The organism is Microvirga pakistanensis, from assembly GCF_004458765.1.
Lineage (GTDB): Bacteria > Pseudomonadota > Alphaproteobacteria > Rhizobiales > Beijerinckiaceae > Microvirga > Microvirga pakistanensis.
Genome location: NZ_SPJX01000138.1, coordinates 1 through 18747, shown reverse-complemented (window position 1 = coordinate 18747; position 18747 = coordinate 1). Strand labels below are relative to the sequence as shown.

The window sequence follows — 18747 nt, the reverse complement described above, 5'->3', positions numbered from 1 at the left end:
GACAGTGAGTGACAATCAACTTCAGGCCAGCGGCGTTGTGTGGAAGCGCCTCAAGAAGATACTTGCTCTCGGAACAATCATGATCGGGAGCGGGAGCGCCGTGGCCTACGGACTCTCCGGAGACAAATTTGTTCTCACCGCGGACGGCTTTGTGAGCCAGGAGAAGGTGGTCGTGGCCTCACCGTTTGACGCCCGTGTCCGTCAGGTGCTGGTGAAGCCCGGCGATCGTGTGGAAGCGGGCGACAAGATTGCTGTGGTCGAGTCCGCCACTTTGTCGCGCACCTTGGCCGAACTGTCCTCGGAGAAAGCTCGCCTCCAGGCCCGTGTGGCACAGCTGCAGGGACGACAAGGGGTTGTCACGAGGCTCCTGCCGATTGCCGAGCAGAGCGCAACGATGGCTGCGAACTATCTTGAAGACATGCAGCAGGCAAAATCCCGGGGCCTTGCCGTCGAGAAGACCCTGCATGATGTCTCTGCGCATTCCGTCGCTTCGTCCGAGCGCGCACTGACCCTCTCCGCCGAGCAGGTCTCCCTCGATACGGAGCTGAAAGGTGCGCAGAACGCCTTGAAGGAAATCGAGACCAGCTACGCGAACCTGCAGTCGATCTACGAGCAGGGCATCTTACGGGCTCCTGTGAAAGGCACGATCGGAGCAGTTGTAGGATCGGTGGGTGAGGTTCTCGCGCCGGGCACATCCAAGGTAGCACAAATCCACACGGGTGAGCCCTATGTGCTCGCTTACTTGCCCGACAGCTACCTGTTTGACGTGGAGGAAGGCCAACCCGTTGCCGTGAAGGCACGCGGTCAGACTATCACTGCCAACATCCAGAAGGTGCTGCCGGTAACGGAAGCGCTGCCGTCAGAATTCCAGAACCCGAACCGCGCCCGCATGCGTGGCCAGCTGGTTCGGATCGAACTGGAAGAAAACGTCAACTTTGCCGTCGATCAGAAGATCGAGGTCACAAGCTGTTACGTAACGGGCTGCAAAACCGGCTTCACGGACGTGGTGCGCAAGATCGGCAACTCGGTCATTGCCTGGGCCAATACCACAGTCCACCGCAGTCGCATCTCCGACGCTCTGATGAAGCGTGCGGATGCTCAATCGCACAACTGAAGAAAATCCAAGAGGAACAAGATTATGACTGCACCGACCACCATCATTGACGCGTATTCGCTCGACCAGGGCGGCACCCTCCGGATCACCGACCCGCTGCTGGGCGTGCTGGGCAACGACAGCGATGCCGACGGCGACGCGATGACCGCAAAGCTGAAGTGGTCGACCGCCAATGGCGCGCTGAACCTCAACGCCGACGGCACCTTCACCTACACGCCCTACAACGGCTTCACGGGAACAGACCACTTCTACTACGAGGCCGACGACGGCACCGGAAACCTCGTCCTGACCGAGGTCGCGATCACGGTGAATCCTTCGACCGAGGGCGGCACGGCCGGCCCGGCTCCGGCGGCGGACACCTACGACGTGACCGGCACCACGCTCACGGTGAATGCCCAGGACGGCGTCCTCGCGAATGACGGTGTCGCGGCGGGTGCCACCGCGGCGCTGCAATGGAACGCCTCGTTCGGCACGGTGACGATGCAGCCCGATGGCTCCTTCAGCTACCAGCTTGCCGATTGGGCTGCCAACCACCCGCGCTTCACGGGCACCGACGAGTTCTTCTACACGGTCAACGGCGAGTCCGTGAAGGTCGCCCTCAACGTGGTGCCGGGCACGGGCGGCGGATCCGCCCCGGATGCGAACGCCGACACCATCACGCTGGCCCACGCCAGCGGCAACAGCTACAGCGGCTCGACCGTCCTCGCCAACGACGCGAACGTGGACGGCCTGGTCCCCGAGCTCGTCTACAGCCCCGGCTACGGCACGGTCACCCTCAACGCCGACGGCACCTTCACCTACGTGAAGGCGGACTGGGCCGACGGCGCCGGCTTCACGGGCACCGACGAGTTCTTCTACAAGGTCGGCGATTCCGAGGTCGTCAAGGTGACGGTCACGGTCCCGGCCCCGACCGGCGGCGGAGACGGCGAGGCGGCCCCCATCGCCCAGGCCGACACCTACGACAACGTCACCCTCGATGGCTCCCGCTCGTTCACGAGCACGGTCAGCCTCCTTGCCAACGACACGGATGCCAACGGCGACGCGCTCACGGCCGTGAAGCAGTGGAACCCCGGCTGGGGCGAGGTCACGGTCAACGCCGACGGCACCTTCACCTACACCCTTGCGGATTGGGCCACCGAAGCCAACGGCTTCACAGGTACCGACGAGTTCTTCTACTATGCCAAGGACGCCAGCGGGCAGTCGCAGCTTGCCAAGGTCACCCTGACCAACATCCAGGCCGCGCCCGTCGTCGAGGAGCCGCCCCCGGCCGACATCGGCATCACCGTCACCCACAGCGGCCCGGATACCGTGGTGGGCGAGGACGGCACGACGGACACGATCTCCATCGTGCTGAAGTCCAAGCCGACCGCCGACGTGACCGTGATCGTCCACGAGGACCCGATCGCCGGCGTGAAGGCGGACAGGACCGTGACCTTCACTCCGGACAACTGGGACGTCGCCCAGACGGTGACCCTCTCGGCCACCGACAACCTTGCGGTCGACGGCACCAGGGACGGCCTCATGTACATCACGGCCTCGAGTGCCGATGAGAACTACGAGGGGCTGATCGCCGCCGACAACTTCCCGGTGACGGTCCACGACAACGACGTGGAGGCCAACGAACCTCCTTCGGCGGTCTGGCTGAATGCCGAGATGTCCGAGGACGACCAGAGCGTCGAGGTCACGCCTTCCGCAAGCGACTGGAACGGCGACCAGGTCACCTTCAGGCTCGTGGCCCAACCGGAAAAGGGCACGGTCTCCTATGACGAGGCCACGGGGAAGTTCACCTTCACGCCCGACGCCGGAGCCTTCGATGCCCTGAACACGGGCGAGTCCGAGACCGTCACCTTCCAGTACGTCGCGAACGACGGCCAGTCGGACAGCGATCCCGCGACGGTTACCATCAAGGTCAACGGCGTCACGGACGTGGTGACCCCTCCGCCCGTCCTGCCGGAGATCAACGCGACCGCTGCCCCCGGCGAGGTCACCGAAGGCGGCGTGGCCAACTTCACCCTCACCCGCACGAGCGACCTGTCCGAGGCGCTGACCGTCAGCATCGATGCCGACATCGGCTCGGCCAAGTCGGGTTCCGACTTCACCGCGCCTGCCACGGTGACGTTCGCGGCGGGATCTGCGGAAGCCACCTACAGCGTCCAGACGACCGACGACGGTGCGGTCGAAGCAGCCGAAACCATCGAGTTCCGGATTCTGGAGGGCGAGGGTTACAAGGTCGGCGCGGGCGACGGGAACGTCACGGAGCTCCTTGACGCTCCCCCGGCCCCGACCCTGCCGACGATCTCGATCAGCGATGCGTCGGCTTCGGAAGGCGGCAATGCGAACTTCAGGCTCACGCTGTCGGAGCCTCCTGCGGAGCGGCTGACCGTCACCTACCAAGTCATCCATGGCTCGACCTCGACGGGTGACGTCTCGGTGGGAACGTACACCCTGAACATCGCCGCCGGTTTCGTGGGCACGCGCGGCTTCAACGTGCCAACGATCGAAGAGCTCGCCTTCGAGCCCGACGAGACCTTCACGGTGAAGCTCGTGAGCGTGAAGAACCCGGCGGGCGTGGATGCCTACGCCATCGCGGACGGCGAAGGCACGGGCACCATCCTGAACGACGATGCGGACCCGAACCCGCCCCCAGCTGCCGAACCCGGCATCACCCTGTCGAAGGCCGACCTCGCGGTGACGGAAGGCGGTGCCTCCGAGACCTTCACGGTCGTCCTGGATGCTCCCCCGACTGCCGACGTGACGGTACAAGTCTCGACCGGCAACGAGCTGATGGCGCTCGGCCCGAACGGGAATTCCGACCTGGTGTTCACGGCGGCGAACTGGAACGTCCCGCAGACCGTCACGGTGAGAGCCGAAGACGACGGCGTGGCCGACGGCCCGATGACCGACTACGTGTACTTCACCACGACCAGCGCCGACGCCCGGTACGATGGCATGCTAACCGACGTGATGACGCCGGTTGCCATCACGGATGCGGCTCCTGAACGTCCGATCCCCTACGTGACCGTGGCCAACCTCGGCGGCGACGTCGCCGAAGGCGGCGAGATGACCTTCACCTTCCATCGCTCGGAAGCGGGCTGGGACATGCCGGTCCTTTGGGAGATGGCGGGCCTCGATGCCAGCGACATCCAGGCGGTCAAGTGGAACGGCCAGGAAGGCGGCTACGAAAGGTTCCTGGGCAACTCGCAGACCGCGACCATGACCATCGTGCTGGCGGATGATGCCGACATCGAGGAGACCGAGACGGTTACCGTCACGGTGAAGCCCGATGCCGCCTACATGTACGACGAACCCTACGTCGCGACGGGCAACGTCCTCGACAACGATACGATCGTGGCCCAGCCCGTGACCGTATCGGTCGCGGACGTGACCGTGGCGGAGGACTTGGACTTCGGGCCGCAGATGGGCTTCAAGGTCTCCCTGTCCGCACCGGCCACGCAGGATGTCATCGTTCATTACGAGATCCTGAGCGGCACCGCGACCGACGGCGAGGACTGGGGGCAGGCCACGACGGGCACGCTCACCTTCATGGCGGGCGATCAGGAGCTGACCCCTGTCGTGAACGTGTTCTCGGACGGGGACGTCGAACCCAACGAGACCATCATCTTCCGGATCACGGGCGTGGAAGGCAACGCCACGGTCGTGAAGGGCGAGGCCATCGGCACCATCGAGAACGATGACGTGGCTGCGCCTCCGGCTCTCTCCGAGGTCAGCGTCAGCGCGGTCGACGTGACGGAAGGTGGCGACATCACCTACACGTTCACCCGCACCAACGCCGATGCGGCCTTGGATGTGGCCTACACCTTGGGCGGCACGGCTACGGCGGCCGACTTCACGGCGCCTTCCGGCACCGTGCAGTTCGCGGCCGGTGCGACCACGGCAACCGTGACGGTCAGGACGGCCGACGACAGCACGGACGAGTCGGATGAGACCGTCGTCCTGACGGTGACCCCGAATGCCGCCTCATATACGGTAGCCCAGGGTACGGCATCGGCCTCGATCCTCGACAACGACGAGCCGGTGGTTCCGCCTCCGACCGACGTGAACACGACGGCCGTAGGCGGAACCAGGTCCTACACGGGCGGGTCGGGCAGCAACGATACGCTGACCCTCTCCAACACGGGTCTGGTCGTGGGGACGAATACGATCAACCTCGACGGGACGACCGTCGGTACCGTCCAGTGGGCCGGTGGCTCGATCCAGGAGTTCGAGAACATCAAGCTCACCGCCGTCGGGGGCACGGGAACGTTGCTGGCCATCAATGGCGACGAGGAGAACAACATCATCACGGTCGGCGACATGGCGGGAGCCGGTCGGACCAACAAGTCGGTCAACATCAACGCCGGCGACGGCAACGACACGATCAACTACATCGGCACGGGGCCTGCCGCCCAGCAATCGGTTCTCTCCGGCGGCACGGGCGACGACACGGTCACGGTGGGAAGCGCGGCCATCATCGATGACCGCGTCGCAGCCGGGGCTTCCGGCAACGATACCTACGATCTCGGAACCAATGCGGGTCGGCAGACGATCCAGTTCGGTGCCGACAACGGCAACGATACGGTCAGGAACTACAGCATCGGCGATGCGACCACGTTGCCGGACGTGCTGGACTTCACGACGGTCGACGCCAGCACCATGGTAGTGACGGAAGCCGACGGGAACACCATCTTCACGATCAACGGTTCGCAGACCGTGACCGTAGAAGGTGCGACCGGGCTGGTGTTCGGCACCCACTGGACGGCCAAGGGCACCTATACGCCTCCGGAGGAGGAGCCGACAGGCGAGGCCGGGGTCAATGTCTCCAAGCTCAACCTGAACGTGGCCGAAGGCGGCGCAACCGACTCGGTCGATGTCGTCCTGACCCGCAAACCGATCTCGGATGTGGTCATTCAGGTAGGCTCGGATGGCGGGGTCACCACCTCGGCGCAGGAGCTTGTCTTCACGCCGGAGAACTGGAATACGCCCCAGACCCTGACCGTGACGGCCAACGACGATGCAGACTACGAGGGCGGCGAGCATTTCGACATGCTGTACCTCGACCTGCGAACTTCCGATCCGGCCTATGCGGATGTCTTTGCGCCCTACCCGTCCGTGTCCATCACGGACAACGATGCCGCGCCCGAGGTCGCGCCTCCGGAGGCCATGGCCATGAGCGCCGACGTCTGGGAGGACAACCCGGTCGTGGAGCTTCAGGGCAACGGCTACTCTGCGGGTGAGTTCGGCATCACCGAGTACATGATCGTTTCCCAGCCTGTGGAAGGCGGCACGGTCACCTTTGATGGTGATCGGACCTTTAGGTTCGAAGGGGACAAGGAGTTCCTGTCCACCCTGAACCGCGGGGAAACGAAGCCGGTCACCTTCGAGTACGCCGTGAAGGACAGTGACGGTGTGTGGTCCGCTCCGGCGACCATGACCTTCAACGTGCACGGTTTCACCAACGGGGCGGACGAGACGTACGAGGCGTTCACCACGAGCACGCCCAGCCAGACGGACTTCCTCAATCTCAACGGCGGCGACGGCAACGACACCGTGGTGTTCAAGTCGATTACCGTCACGTCGGGCGAGGACGTCTCGGTCGGCCTCGACCAAGCGTTCCATTGGACGGAGTACGCCGGCAAGTCGATCGTGAACACGGAGAACCTCACGATCAAGGACACGGCGGGTGATACCGCCCGTACCATGACGGTGAACGGCAATGACCAAGCCAACGTGCTCACCATCGAGAACTCGGATCACAAGCTCTTCGTGAACGGCGGCGGCGGCAACGACACCATCGACTTCAAGGGCACGGGCAACGGCGTTGCCTCGATCATCAACGGCGGTGCCGGGGATGACACCGTGAACGCCCGCAGCGGGGCCGTGGTCGACGTGGCCGACGGCAACGACACGGTGAACGTGTTCAACGGCGGCAATGTCACCGTCCGGAACTTCAGCTCCGGGGACAAGGTGAGCTTCGCGGCGGGCATCCAGGCCGGCAACGTGTCGTCAGCCGTCGTCGGCAGCAACACGGTCTTCACGATCAACCAGGATGGTGTGACCAGCACCGTCACGGTGGAGGGCGCGACCGGATTGCAGGCGGGCACGGACTGGACCGCCGAAGGCCTCACCACGCCTCCGGCAGAACCGGGAAGCCTCGTCATCACCGAGCCTGCCGGGGGTGTGGTCGTGGGCGAAAGCCTCTTCTACGTCCCGGTGAAGATCAGGCTGTCGGAGGCCCCGACCTCGGACGTGACGGTCACCGTCGACCAGAGCAATCCGGACTTGGGCATCTTCCGGGAGGACGTCGTCCTGACCTTCACCCCGGCCAACTGGAACGTCGATCAGGACGTCCTGGTCAGGGCGGAGAACGACTCGCTGGTGGAAGGAACCGAGACGCACTCCCTCGGGTTCAGCACGGCCAGCCAGGACGCGCGCTTCGACAGCCTCGCCAGCTCGGTGTCCGTCACGGTCACCGACGACGACGGGAGCGCCAACCCCGATCCGGAGCCGACGGCTCTCGCCGACCTGAACAACTTCGATGGCGGTCACGCGCAGGGCGGGAACTCCCGTTCGGCCCAGGGCGAGATCATCAACGGAGATGCCAATTCGGCTCAGACCATCGACGGGTACGGAGGCAACGACACCGTCTACGGCCGCGATCTCAACGACATCATCCGCGGCGGGGCCGGGAACGACACGGTCTACGGCGGGACCGGCGACGACCAGCTCTTCGGTGACGGCGGTGGCGCAGGAGCCATCAACGGGGACGGCAGGGCAGGCGCGGACCATCTCTACGGCGGCGACGGCAATGACCAGATCAACGGTCAGGACGGCAACGACGTCATCGTGGGCGGTCACGGTGCGGATGCCCTCATCGGAGGACTTGGGGACGACTCGTTCGTGTTCCACGACATCTTCGATCGCGGCGACACCGTCACCATGCAGGGACAGGCGCAAGCCAACGACGTGTTCGACTTCCGCAACTTCGACTTCGACCCGAACACGGACGGGGTCCAGGGTGCGGTCAACGGACTCCAGTTCCTAGCCCAGAAGCCGCTCTCCGGCTCAATGGCCGAGGACACGTTCTACTTCGACCCGACCACGGGCCGGGTGAGCCTCAACACCGGAACTGACGGCGTGGAGGACTTCCACTTCATGGTGCAGGCGGGGAACGGCAGCATCGTGCCCGTCAACAAGGACGACTTCCTGCTCTGATGCCAACGAATGCGGGAGAGGACGGCATCGTCCTCTCCCGCAACCCAAGACTTGCCGACGCTCGATCCGGAACAGCCCGACAGCGGGCACATGCGAGGGAATAGAACATGGCCAAGCCGACCACCACCGCCGATGGGTTCAGTCTCGTTCAGGGTACGTCCCTGTCGGTGACGAGCGAGCAGAGCGTACTCGGGAACGATGCCGATGCGGACGGCGACGCGCTGACGGCCAGCCTCCTCTACAACACCTCCCATGGCGCGCTGAGCCCCAATTCCGACGGCACCTTCACGTACACGCCGTACGATCCGAACTTCACCGGGACCGACACCTTCGTCTACTTCGTGAACGACGGAACCTCGGATTCCGAGCCTGTCGCCGTGACGCTGACCGTGAATCCTCGCGAGGACGACGGGAACTCGGCCCCGGTCGCAGCGGCGAACGCCTACGAGTTCGAGGGACGCTCCCTGACGGTGGCAGCGCCCGCAGGCGTGCTGGCGAACGACAGCGACGCGGACGGCGACGCCCTAACGGCCGCCCTCCTCTACAGCCCGTCCTATGGCGCGCTCGACTTCCGCCCGGACGGCTCGTTCACCTACACGCCTTACGACACGTTCACCGGGGCGGACGAGTTTTACTATTACGTCAATGAAGGTGCGGGAGACTCGCAGCCCGTGAAGGTGACGATCACCGGCACGGTGACGGCCGACCCGGTCGACGAGACCCCGGTCGCGGTGGCCGATGCCTACACGGTGCCGCTGACGGGCGCCTACGAGGGCGCGAGCGTCCTCGGGAACGACACCGACGCGGAGGGCGGCCAGCTCACCGTGAAGCTGCTCTACAATGCCGGCAAGGGCCAGCTCGACCTCAGGGCCGACGGCACCTTCACCTACACGCCCTACACCGGCATGAGCGGCGCCGACGAGTTCTGGTACATCGCCAACGACGGCACGTCGGACTCGCAGCCGATCAAGGTCACCATCAACCTCGAGGAGTCGGCCGCCGGGGGGAACGCGGTTCCGGTCGCTGCCGATGACACCTACGATGTCGTCCTGACGAACGGCTCCTACACGAGCAGTGCCAGCGTCCTGGCGAACGACACCGATGCGGAGGGAGACGCGCTCACCGCCGCGATCCAGTGGAACCCGATGTTCGGGTCCGTCTCCTTGAACGCTGACGGCACCTTCACCTACACGCTGGCCGAGTGGGCCGCGAACCACGAGGCGTTCAACGGCACCGACGAGTTCTTCTACTACGCCAAGGACGCCAGCGGGCAGTCGCAGCTCACCAAGGTCAGCCTGACGAACATCCGTCCGGGTGAACCCGAACCCGATCCGGTCCTGCCGGAGGTCAGCGTCTCCGGCACGGGCGAGGTCACGGAAGGCGGCGTGGCGACCTACACCTTCACCCGCACCGGCAACACCGACGAGGCGCTGGAGATCACAGTCAACGTCGGCGGTTCTGCGGTCGCAGGTCAGGACTACGGCACTGTCCCGACCAAGGTGATCTTCGCGGCAGGTTCGACCACCGCCACCCTCGACGTCCAGACCACCGAAGATCAGTCCGTCGAGACGGCGGAGACCATCGAGGTGGCCGTGGCTCCGGGCATAGGATACACGGTTGGTTCGGCAGGCAGCGCAGCGACGGACCTCCTCGACAACGACGTGGCGGAAGAACCCGCTGCGGACGTGAACGTCACCGCTCAACCGGGCACGAACACCTACACGGGGGGCGCGGGCAACAACGACACCCTGACCATCGGCCAGACGACGCTGATGGCGACGACGAACACGATCAATCTCGGCGGGTCGATCCTCGGCACCAACCAGTGGACGGGCGGCTCGATCCAGGAGTTCGAGAACATCACGCTCACGACCGTCAGCGGAACGGCGGGACTGTCGCTGACCATCAATGGGGATGAGGAGAACAACGTCATCACCGTCGGCGACGCCTCCCTGACCGCCCCGGCCGGCCGGACCACTAGGAAGGTCGTCATCAACGCCGGTGACGGCAACGACACCATCAACTACATCGGCACCGGGGCGGAGGCCCAGGGATCGGCCCTCAGCGGCGGAGCCGGCAACGACAGGGTCACGGTGGGCAGCGCTGCCATCATCGACGATCGGGCGGGCAGCGGGCCATCCGGTGACGACACCTACGACTTCGGCACCAACGCTGGCCGGCAGACCGCCCTGTTCGGGGCCGACAACGGCAACGATACGATCCTGAACTACAGCCACGGCGTGAGTGCCGGAACGTCCCAGCCCGACATCCTGAACTTCGCCTCGGCGGGCATCCAGGCCAGCAACGTGACGGTGGCGGAGGAAGGTGGCGACACGGTCTTCACGATCAACCAGAACGGATTGATCGGCACCGTGACCGTGAAGGCCGTCACCGGCTTGCAGTTCGGGACGCACTGGACCGCGGAAGGCTCGCCGGACGCTCCCGCGCAGCAGGCGACTGAGGGCGACGACACGCTGACGGCCTTCGCCTCGGACGCGGCGGTCGACGGCCTCGGTGGCAACGATACCCTGGTGTTCGAGGCATTCGGTCTCACGGGCACAACCACGAACATCATCAACCTGAGCGGGACCATCCAGAACACGCCGTATGGCGGCAAGACGATCGCGAACGTGGAGAACATCGTCCTCAAGGGCGTGACCACGGCCGCTGTTCCGGGGCAGGCCCTGACCGTCAACGGCGATGCCAAGTCCAACACGATCACGGTCGAGTTCGCGAGCCAGAAGGTCTTCATCAACGGGTGGGGCGGCAACGACACGTTCGACTTCACGGGAACGGGCCTGGGCACGACCTCGATCCTCATGGGCGGGTCCGGCGACGACACGGTGACCACGAGGAGCGCGCTCTTCATCAGCGACGTCGGCAGCAACGGCGAGGCCTCGGGCAACGACACCTACAACCTCGGCGCAGGCGCTCAAGTCCTGGACTTCTGGAACGGCAGCGACAACGACACGGTCAACGGCTTCGTCAAGGGCGAGGACAAGCTGAACTTCAACACCCTGACGAACCAGCCCGCGAACCTTGTCTCTGCCGCCGAGGTCAACGGCGACACCGTGTTCGCGACGAGCACGGGCGGGACCGTGACGGTGAAGGGCGTCACGGGTCTCGTTCGCGGCACCGACTGGACCGGCGAGGCCCTGGTCAGCGTCCCGAGCGGCGGCGACCCCAACAACTTCGATGAGGGCAGCCCGCAGGGAGGAAGCACCCTTTCCGCTGCGGCCAACATCTACAACGACGCGGCCGGGAACTCGGCGACGCTTATCAACGGTCTCGGCGGTGCCGACACGATCTACGGGCGTGACGGGAACGACGTGATCGAGGGCGGCACGGGAGCCGACACCATCTACGGCGGCAGCGGCAACGACCGCATCTACGGTGACGGCGGCGGGAACATCAACACGGGCGCCAACGCCGGCACCCACACCGGGGACGTCCTCTACGGCGGTGACGGCAACGACGTCGTCGCGGGCCAGCTCGGTGACGACGTCATCGTCGGCGGACACGGGGCCGACACCCTGAACGGTCTCGGCGGTGCCGATCGGTACGTCTTCAACGGCATCCTCGACTCGCTGCCGTCGGGTGGCGACACGATCGACTGGCAGAACATCGACTTCCTGGACTTCCGCCAGTTCGACTTCGACCAGAACACGGCCGGAGTCCAGGGCCGGGCCAACCCGGGCGTGACCCTATTCGTGAACGGGCCTGCCCCGGGCGGCATGATGGCCGAAGACACGTTTTACTACGACGCCGCGAGCGGCAGGCTGACCCTCAGCACCGACGCCGACGGCATCGCGGACTTCGCGGTCACTCTGAACGTCGTCCAGGTGGATTTCGACGATCCGACGCACCCGACATCGCTCGTGGCCAACGACTTCCTGATCTGAGAACGGCGAAAAGGCCCGGGGCCGCCTGGAAACAGGCGGCCCCGGTTTGCAGGGAACCATATGCGATAAGAGGGAAACATCATGACGACGCCCGTTGCGCAAGCCGACAAGTATTCACTCGTTCAAGGCTCGACCCTCACCGTCGCGGCCTCAACCGGCCTTCTGGTCAATGACACCGACGCCGATGGCGATCAGTTGTCCGCGGCCATCGAATACAACCCGAGCCACGGCGCGCTGACGGTCAACCCGGATGGGTCGTTCTCCTACAAGCCCTTTGACCCGAGCTTCGTCGGGGAGGACTTCTTCACGTACTACGTGACCGACGCGACCGGCAGGTCGCAGGCGGTAGGCGTCACCCTGGAGGTGACGGCGCCCACGGAGACCAATCGCGGACCGGCTGCCACGAGCGACACCTATGCGGTGGCCGGATCGACCATCGAGGTCGCCGCGGCGGACGGCGTCCTCAAGAATGATTCCGATCCCGATGGCGACCCGCTGGCCGCGTCCGTGCTCTGGCAGGGCGGATGGGGCACCGTCTCGATGAACCCGGACGGCTCGTTCTCCTACGTGCTCGCGCCGTGGGCGACGGCCGCCAACGGCTTCACCGGGTCAGACTCCTTCTACTACACGGTGTCGGACGGTGAGACGGCGTCGGACCCGATCAAGGTGGATCTCACGTTCGCTCCGTCGGCAGACCCCCCTGTTGCGGTCGCGGACCAGATCGCGCTGACGGCCGAGGCCAACGGGACCTACAGCGGCACGACGGTTCTCGCCAACGACACCGCGGCGGACGCCGCCGCGCCTGCGCTCGTCTACAGCCCGATGTTCGGGACGGTGACCCTGAACGCCGACGGCACGTTCACGTACGCGCTGGCGGACTGGGCGGCCAACCACCCGGGCTACGGCGGCACGGACGAGTTCTTCTACAGGGTCGGAGACTCCGAGCCGGTGAAGGTCTCCCTGACCATCCCGCCGCGCGATGAGGAACCGGGCAACGCTGCTCCGGTCGCCCAGAACAATTCCTATGATGTCGAACTCACCAACGGTTCCTACACGAGCTCGGTGAGCGTGCTTGCGAACGACAGCGACGCGGAGACCGACGCGCTGTCCGCCGTGATCCAGTGGAACCCGAGCTTCGGCTCCGTCACGCTCAACCCGGATGGCACCTTCACCTACACCCTGGCGGATTGGGCCGTGAACCACGAAGCGTTCAACGGCACCGACGAGTTCTTCTACTACGCCAAGGATGCCGGCGGGCAGTCGCAACTGACGAAAGTGAGCTTGACGAACATCCGCCCTGCCGAGACGGAAGAGCCGGCCGAACTGCCGACCGTGTCGATCCACGCCGCAGCGGACGGCGACCTCGAGGAGGGCAGTTCCCTCATCTTCGAGTTCATGCGCGTTACGTCGCGTCTCGACGAGGAACTGACGGTGACCGTGGAGTTCGATTTCGGCAACGGGGAGATCATCCCGGTCGAGTACGTGCTTCCGGCCGGCATCCAGCAGGTGCGCGCGGACATCACCATCCCGGACGACGAGGAGAACAACGGCATCCGCCCCTACACCGCGATCCTGAAGGCGGGCAACGGTTATCAGGTCGATGGTCGGACCACCATGGGTGGCACCATCATCGACAACGATGGTGCGGTGGAAAACACGCCTCCTGTCGCCGTGGACGTGGACCTGCCCGAGACCACCGAAGGCATGATGGAGGCCGATCTCGGCACCTTCGGCGCGATCCTCGTGATGGAGCCGTGGCACTATGTGACCGACGCGCAGCAGGACCCGCTCACCTACATCGTCACCGAGCAGCCGTCCCAGGGCCGGATTGTCTGGAACGAGGAATTCCAGATGTTCGCCTTCGTGCCGAACGAGGGACTGTTCGAGGGTCTGGACGAGGGCGAGTTCGAAACAATCACCTTCAAGTACAAGGCCAATGACGGAAACGCCGAGTCGAACGCGGCAACCGTCACACTCAAGATCAACGGCGAGAATGAGGGGTCGGCTGAACCGGCCGAGCCGGGTGGCATCCTGGTCACGCAGACCGATGGCTCGACCCGCGTGACCGAAGGCGGCGCGACCGACACGATCTCCATCGTGCTCACCTCCCGGCCCACCGCCGAGGTCGAGGTCGTCGTGTGGACCACCGACGGGCAGTCCGAGCCGCGGGCGACCTCGTATTTCTTCACCCCGGACAACTGGCAGACGCCGCAGGTTGCCACGATTGCGGCCATCGACGACGCCGTGATCGAAGGCGGTCACACGAGTCCCCTCCAGTTCATCTCGTACAGCACGGACTCGCGCTACAACGGCCTCTACCCCGAGCCGCAGACCATCGACGTGCAGGTCGCGGACAACGACGGGGGCGCGAACCAGAACCCAGTGGGGGTGGCGGACATGGCCACCACGAAGGCTGGAGAGTCCGTCACCATCGACGTGCTCGCGAACGACACCGATGCCGAGGGCGATGCGATCACCATCGAGGAGATCGAGCAACCGGCGAACGGCACGGCGGAGATCGTGAACGGCAAGATCGTCTACACCCCGAACGCAGGCTTCGTCGGCACCGACGCCTTCGGGTATTCGGTGGACGGCGATTCGGAAGCCATCGTGACGGTGACCGTGCAGCCGCCCATCGTTGAACCCAACCCGAACCTGCCGACGATCTCGGTCACCGATGCCACGATCACGGAGGGCGGCAACCTGAGCTTCCGGTTCCCGATGTCGGCGGGGGGATCGTCGGAGCGGCTGTTCATCAACTACGAGATCGTCTTCAACGGAACGGCCACGGGGGACGACATCTCGTTTGCGCTCACGGGCTCCTTGCCCATCGCGCCAGGTCAGGCGAACCGCGTGCAGGCCATTCCAACCTTCGATGATCTGCTGGCCGAAGGGGCCGAGACATTCACGTTCAGGATCTTGAGCGTGACCACCGCCAGCGGCGCACCCGGAGCGAATATCGTGGACGGCGAAGCCACCGGCACGATCAACCATGACGGCGACGTTCCGACTGAGCTGCAGACGCTCACTCTCGCCACCACGGCGGGCCTCACGGAGAACAGCACGATCACTTGGAATGAGATCACGGGAGCGGAGGGCTACACGATCTACGGCTACGAGCCGGATGATCCGACTGCCCCTCCGCACCTCCTCGGATACGCGGCGGCTCCCGCCACCTCCTACGACATCGCCGGTAACGACGAGTTCGTCGGCATGGCGGTGTATGTCGTGGCGAATGGTCCCGGAGGTCGTGAGATCGCCCGCTCGGAGAATGAGACGGCCTTGATCGAGAACGTCAACGATCTTCCGACCGGTCGTCCCGCACTCAGCGACGCCACGCCGAGCTTCGGCCAGACCCTGACGGTCTCCATCGGCGATCTCGTGGATGGCGATGGCATGCGGATCGACCGTCCCGACGAGTTCGGGTACGTGTGGTCGCGGTCCACGGATGGCGTGACCTGGACCAGCGCCGGGACGGGCGAGACCTATCAGGTCACGGCCATCGACCGGAGCTACATGATCCGGGGTGGCGTGCAGTACGAGGACCGGGGTGGCACCTTCGAGACCGTCTGGTCGCAGCCGAGCGCCAAGGTCGGCGACCTGAGTCCGCAGACACCCCCGGTCGCTGCCGACGACACGGCCACGACCCTGCCTGGACAGGCTGTGACCATTGACGTGCTCCTGAACGATGCGGATGCCCAGGGCGATCCCATGTCCATCGCCTCGACCGGTCAGCCCGCGAACGGGTCGGCGGCGATCGTGAATGGCAAGATCGTCTACACCCCGAACGCCAACTTCTTCGGCACGGACACGTTCGAGTACACCTTGAACGGTGGCGACACGGGCAAGGTCACGGTGACGGTGCAGCAGCCCACCGCGCAGACGCTCAGCCTCTCGACGCTCTCCAACCTCACCGAGAACAGCACGCTGCGGTGGAATGCCATCACGGGTGCGGTGACCTACGAGATTTGGGGCGGCGAGCCGGACGATCCCACCGCGCCTCCGCACCTGCTCCACTTCGTTGCCGCTCCAGCGACCTCGTACGCCATCGCCGGTAACGACGAGTTCGTCGGCATGGCGATCTGGATCGGGGCCAAGGACGCCAACGGCAACCTGCTCGCCAAGTCGGTGAACCAGACCGGAGTCATCGAGAACATCAACGACGTGCCGACCGGCAATCTGGCGATCGACGACATGACCCCTGCCGTGGGCCAGACGCTGACGCTCACCATCGGCACGTTCGAGGATGGCGACGGCTACCGGGATCGCGGTGAGGAGGACGAGTGGGGATGGGCCTTCGAGCGGTCCCTGGACGGCGTGACCTGGCAGACCGTCGCATCGGGGCCGTCCCCGTCGCGGGACGGCCCGTTCCAGTTCACCTATACCGTCAAGCAGGCCGACGATGGCTACCTCCTGCGCGGCAGGGCGATCTACGAGGATCGTTCGGGTGATACCATCGAGACGGTCTACTCGCTGGCCACGAACCGCGTCGGCGGCGAGCCGGACAACGCGAAGCCCACGGTCGAAGCCGTGACGGTCGAGGTGGACGAAGGTGCGGTCACCACTGCCACCGGAACCCTGAAAGGAGCCGATGCGGATCAGGGCGATACCCTCACCTACGAGGTCGTGACCCCGCCCGAGTTCGGCACGGTCACGATCAACCCCGACGGCACCTTCACGTTCCTGGTCAGCCAGGAGGACCTGGGCAACATCCCCGAAGGCCAGGTGGTTCCGATCACCTTCACCTACTCGGCGAGCGACGGCAACGTCGACAGCGATCCCGCGACGGTCACGATCAACGTCAAGGGTCTCGGCTCGGTGATCGTCGCCGATGGCTACACCTTCCCGGAGGATAGCGGCATCACGGAGGATGCCCCGTACGAGGACATCTACGTGTCGGCCTTCGACGCGGAGAACCCTGACTTCGCCGACTACACGTTCGAGGTGGTCACGGGTCCGGAAAAGGGCACGCTCACCTACGACGAAGCCGGCAAGCGGTTCACCTTCGACCCGAACGGCGAGTTCGAGGAGCTCAACGACGGGGAGACGGAGCCAGTCACCTTCACCTACGTGGCCCGCGACGGCGACAAGGTGAGCGCTCCAGCCACTATCACCCTCGTGGTCAACGGAAAGACCGGCGTGGCCGCGCCGACGAACAAAGCCCCGGTTGCCGACAACGTCGCGGGCATCACGGTTGGTGAGGACGAGACGGCGGTGGACGTCGATCCGTCTGCCTCCGACGAGGATGCGGGTGATGTTCTCACCTACCGGGTCGTCACCGGGCCTTCAAAGGGCGAGGTCACCTACGATGCGCAGAACAAGCGCTTCATCTTCAACCCGAACGGCGAGTTCGAGGACCTGGACGACGGCGAGCAGGAGGAGGTTACCTTCACCTACGTCGCCAGTGACGGAACGGCGGACTCGAACATCGCGACGGCGGCCGTTACCGTCATCGGCAAGATGGACGTGGTCGTTCCCCAGGACGACCCTGTACCCGCTCAATTCGTCGATCCGAACAACTTCGATGCCGGTGCTGGTGGAAACTCTCGCTCGGCGCAAAGTGAGACGGTCAGTGACACCGCAGGAAACAACGCGACGAGCTTCAATGCCTTCGCGGGCAACGACACGATCTATGGCCGCGATGGCAATGACCAACTCGTCGGTGGCAGCGGCAACGACACGGTCTATGGCGGCTCCGGCGATGACAACATTACCGGCGATGGCGGCGGCACAGCGGCTCCGAACCTCGTCAATGGAGCCATCGCTCCGGGCAATGACAGTCTTTCCGGAGGTGACGGCAACGACGCCATCGTGGGCGGTGAGGGAACCGATATCCTGGTAGGCGGTCACGGTGCGGACAACCTGAACGGCGGTGCTGAGAACGACACCTATGCCTACCTCAGCATCTTCGATCAGGGCGACACGGTGGCGTGGCAGGCCATCGACGTCCTGGATTTCCGCGAATTCGACTTCGGCCCGAACGAGGATGGACGCCAAGGCTCGGCTAACGGTCTCCAGTTCCGCAACGAGGCTCCGGTCCAGGGGCTGATGCTGGAGGACGTGTTCTACTTCGACGTGAGCTCGGGCAAGCTGAGCCTCAACACGGGGCAGGACGGCAAGGAGGACTTCTCCATCACGCTGACCAACGCCAACCTTCAGGCGCTCATCGCGAACGACTTCCTGATCTGATCGAGATCGGGCGGCCCGGGTTCGGCTCGGACGTCCTGAAGGGTGCCTCTTTAGTCCGCCCCAGTCCCCCGCATGAAGGCGGGCCTTCAGAGCACCGAGGTAGAGCCCCCGGAGTGGCTCCGGGGGCTCTTTTCATTCGGATTCTCCGGCATTCGGAGACTATCGCGTCTTCTTCATACCCTGCGGGACTGCTGACGCTCAAGGCTGAGAGTCGGCTTCGGGTCGATGCTGTTGAAAAACTCCGCCGGTCAAGCCGCTGGGTACCCGGCGTTCGCTTCTTAGCGGCCGGGGTCGAGAGGATCAGAAGCCGAGGCCCCGGGCCTCAGCCCG

The 18747-nt window shown here is 65.0% G+C and carries 4 protein-coding genes; all 4 read left to right on the top strand.

Annotated features, from left to right (window positions below):
- The first annotated feature begins 4 nt into the window (after positions 1-4).
- Positions 5-1114: an HlyD family secretion protein gene (locus E4K09_RS04400; protein WP_134495449.1), complete on the top strand. Its 1110-nt coding sequence runs from the start codon at positions 5-7 to the stop codon at positions 1112-1114.
- A gap of 24 nt (positions 1115-1138) precedes the next feature.
- Positions 1139-8326, top strand: coding sequence for an Ig-like domain-containing protein (locus E4K09_RS04395; protein WP_134495447.1), 7188 nt, complete (start codon positions 1139-1141; stop codon positions 8324-8326).
- 107 nt (positions 8327-8433) lie between these two features.
- Entirely contained in the window at positions 8434-12228 is a 3795-nt protein-coding gene (locus tag E4K09_RS04390; RefSeq protein WP_134495446.1) for a beta strand repeat-containing protein, read from the top strand.
- Positions 12229-12309: 81 nt separating this feature from the next.
- Entirely contained in the window at positions 12310-18417 is a 6108-nt protein-coding gene (locus E4K09_RS04385) for an Ig-like domain-containing protein (RefSeq protein ID WP_134495444.1), read from the top strand.
- Positions 18418-18747: the final 330 nt, after the last annotated feature.

Coding starts and splice junctions, on each gene's coding strand:
- E4K09_RS04395 (WP_134495447.1), top strand. CDS start 1,139: ATGACTGCACCGACCACCATCATTGACGCGTATTCGCTCGACCAGGGC.
- E4K09_RS04390 (WP_134495446.1), top strand. CDS start 8,434: ATGGCCAAGCCGACCACCACCGCCGATGGGTTCAGTCTCGTTCAGGGT.
- E4K09_RS04385 (WP_134495444.1), top strand. CDS start 12,310: ATGACGACGCCCGTTGCGCAAGCCGACAAGTATTCACTCGTTCAAGGC.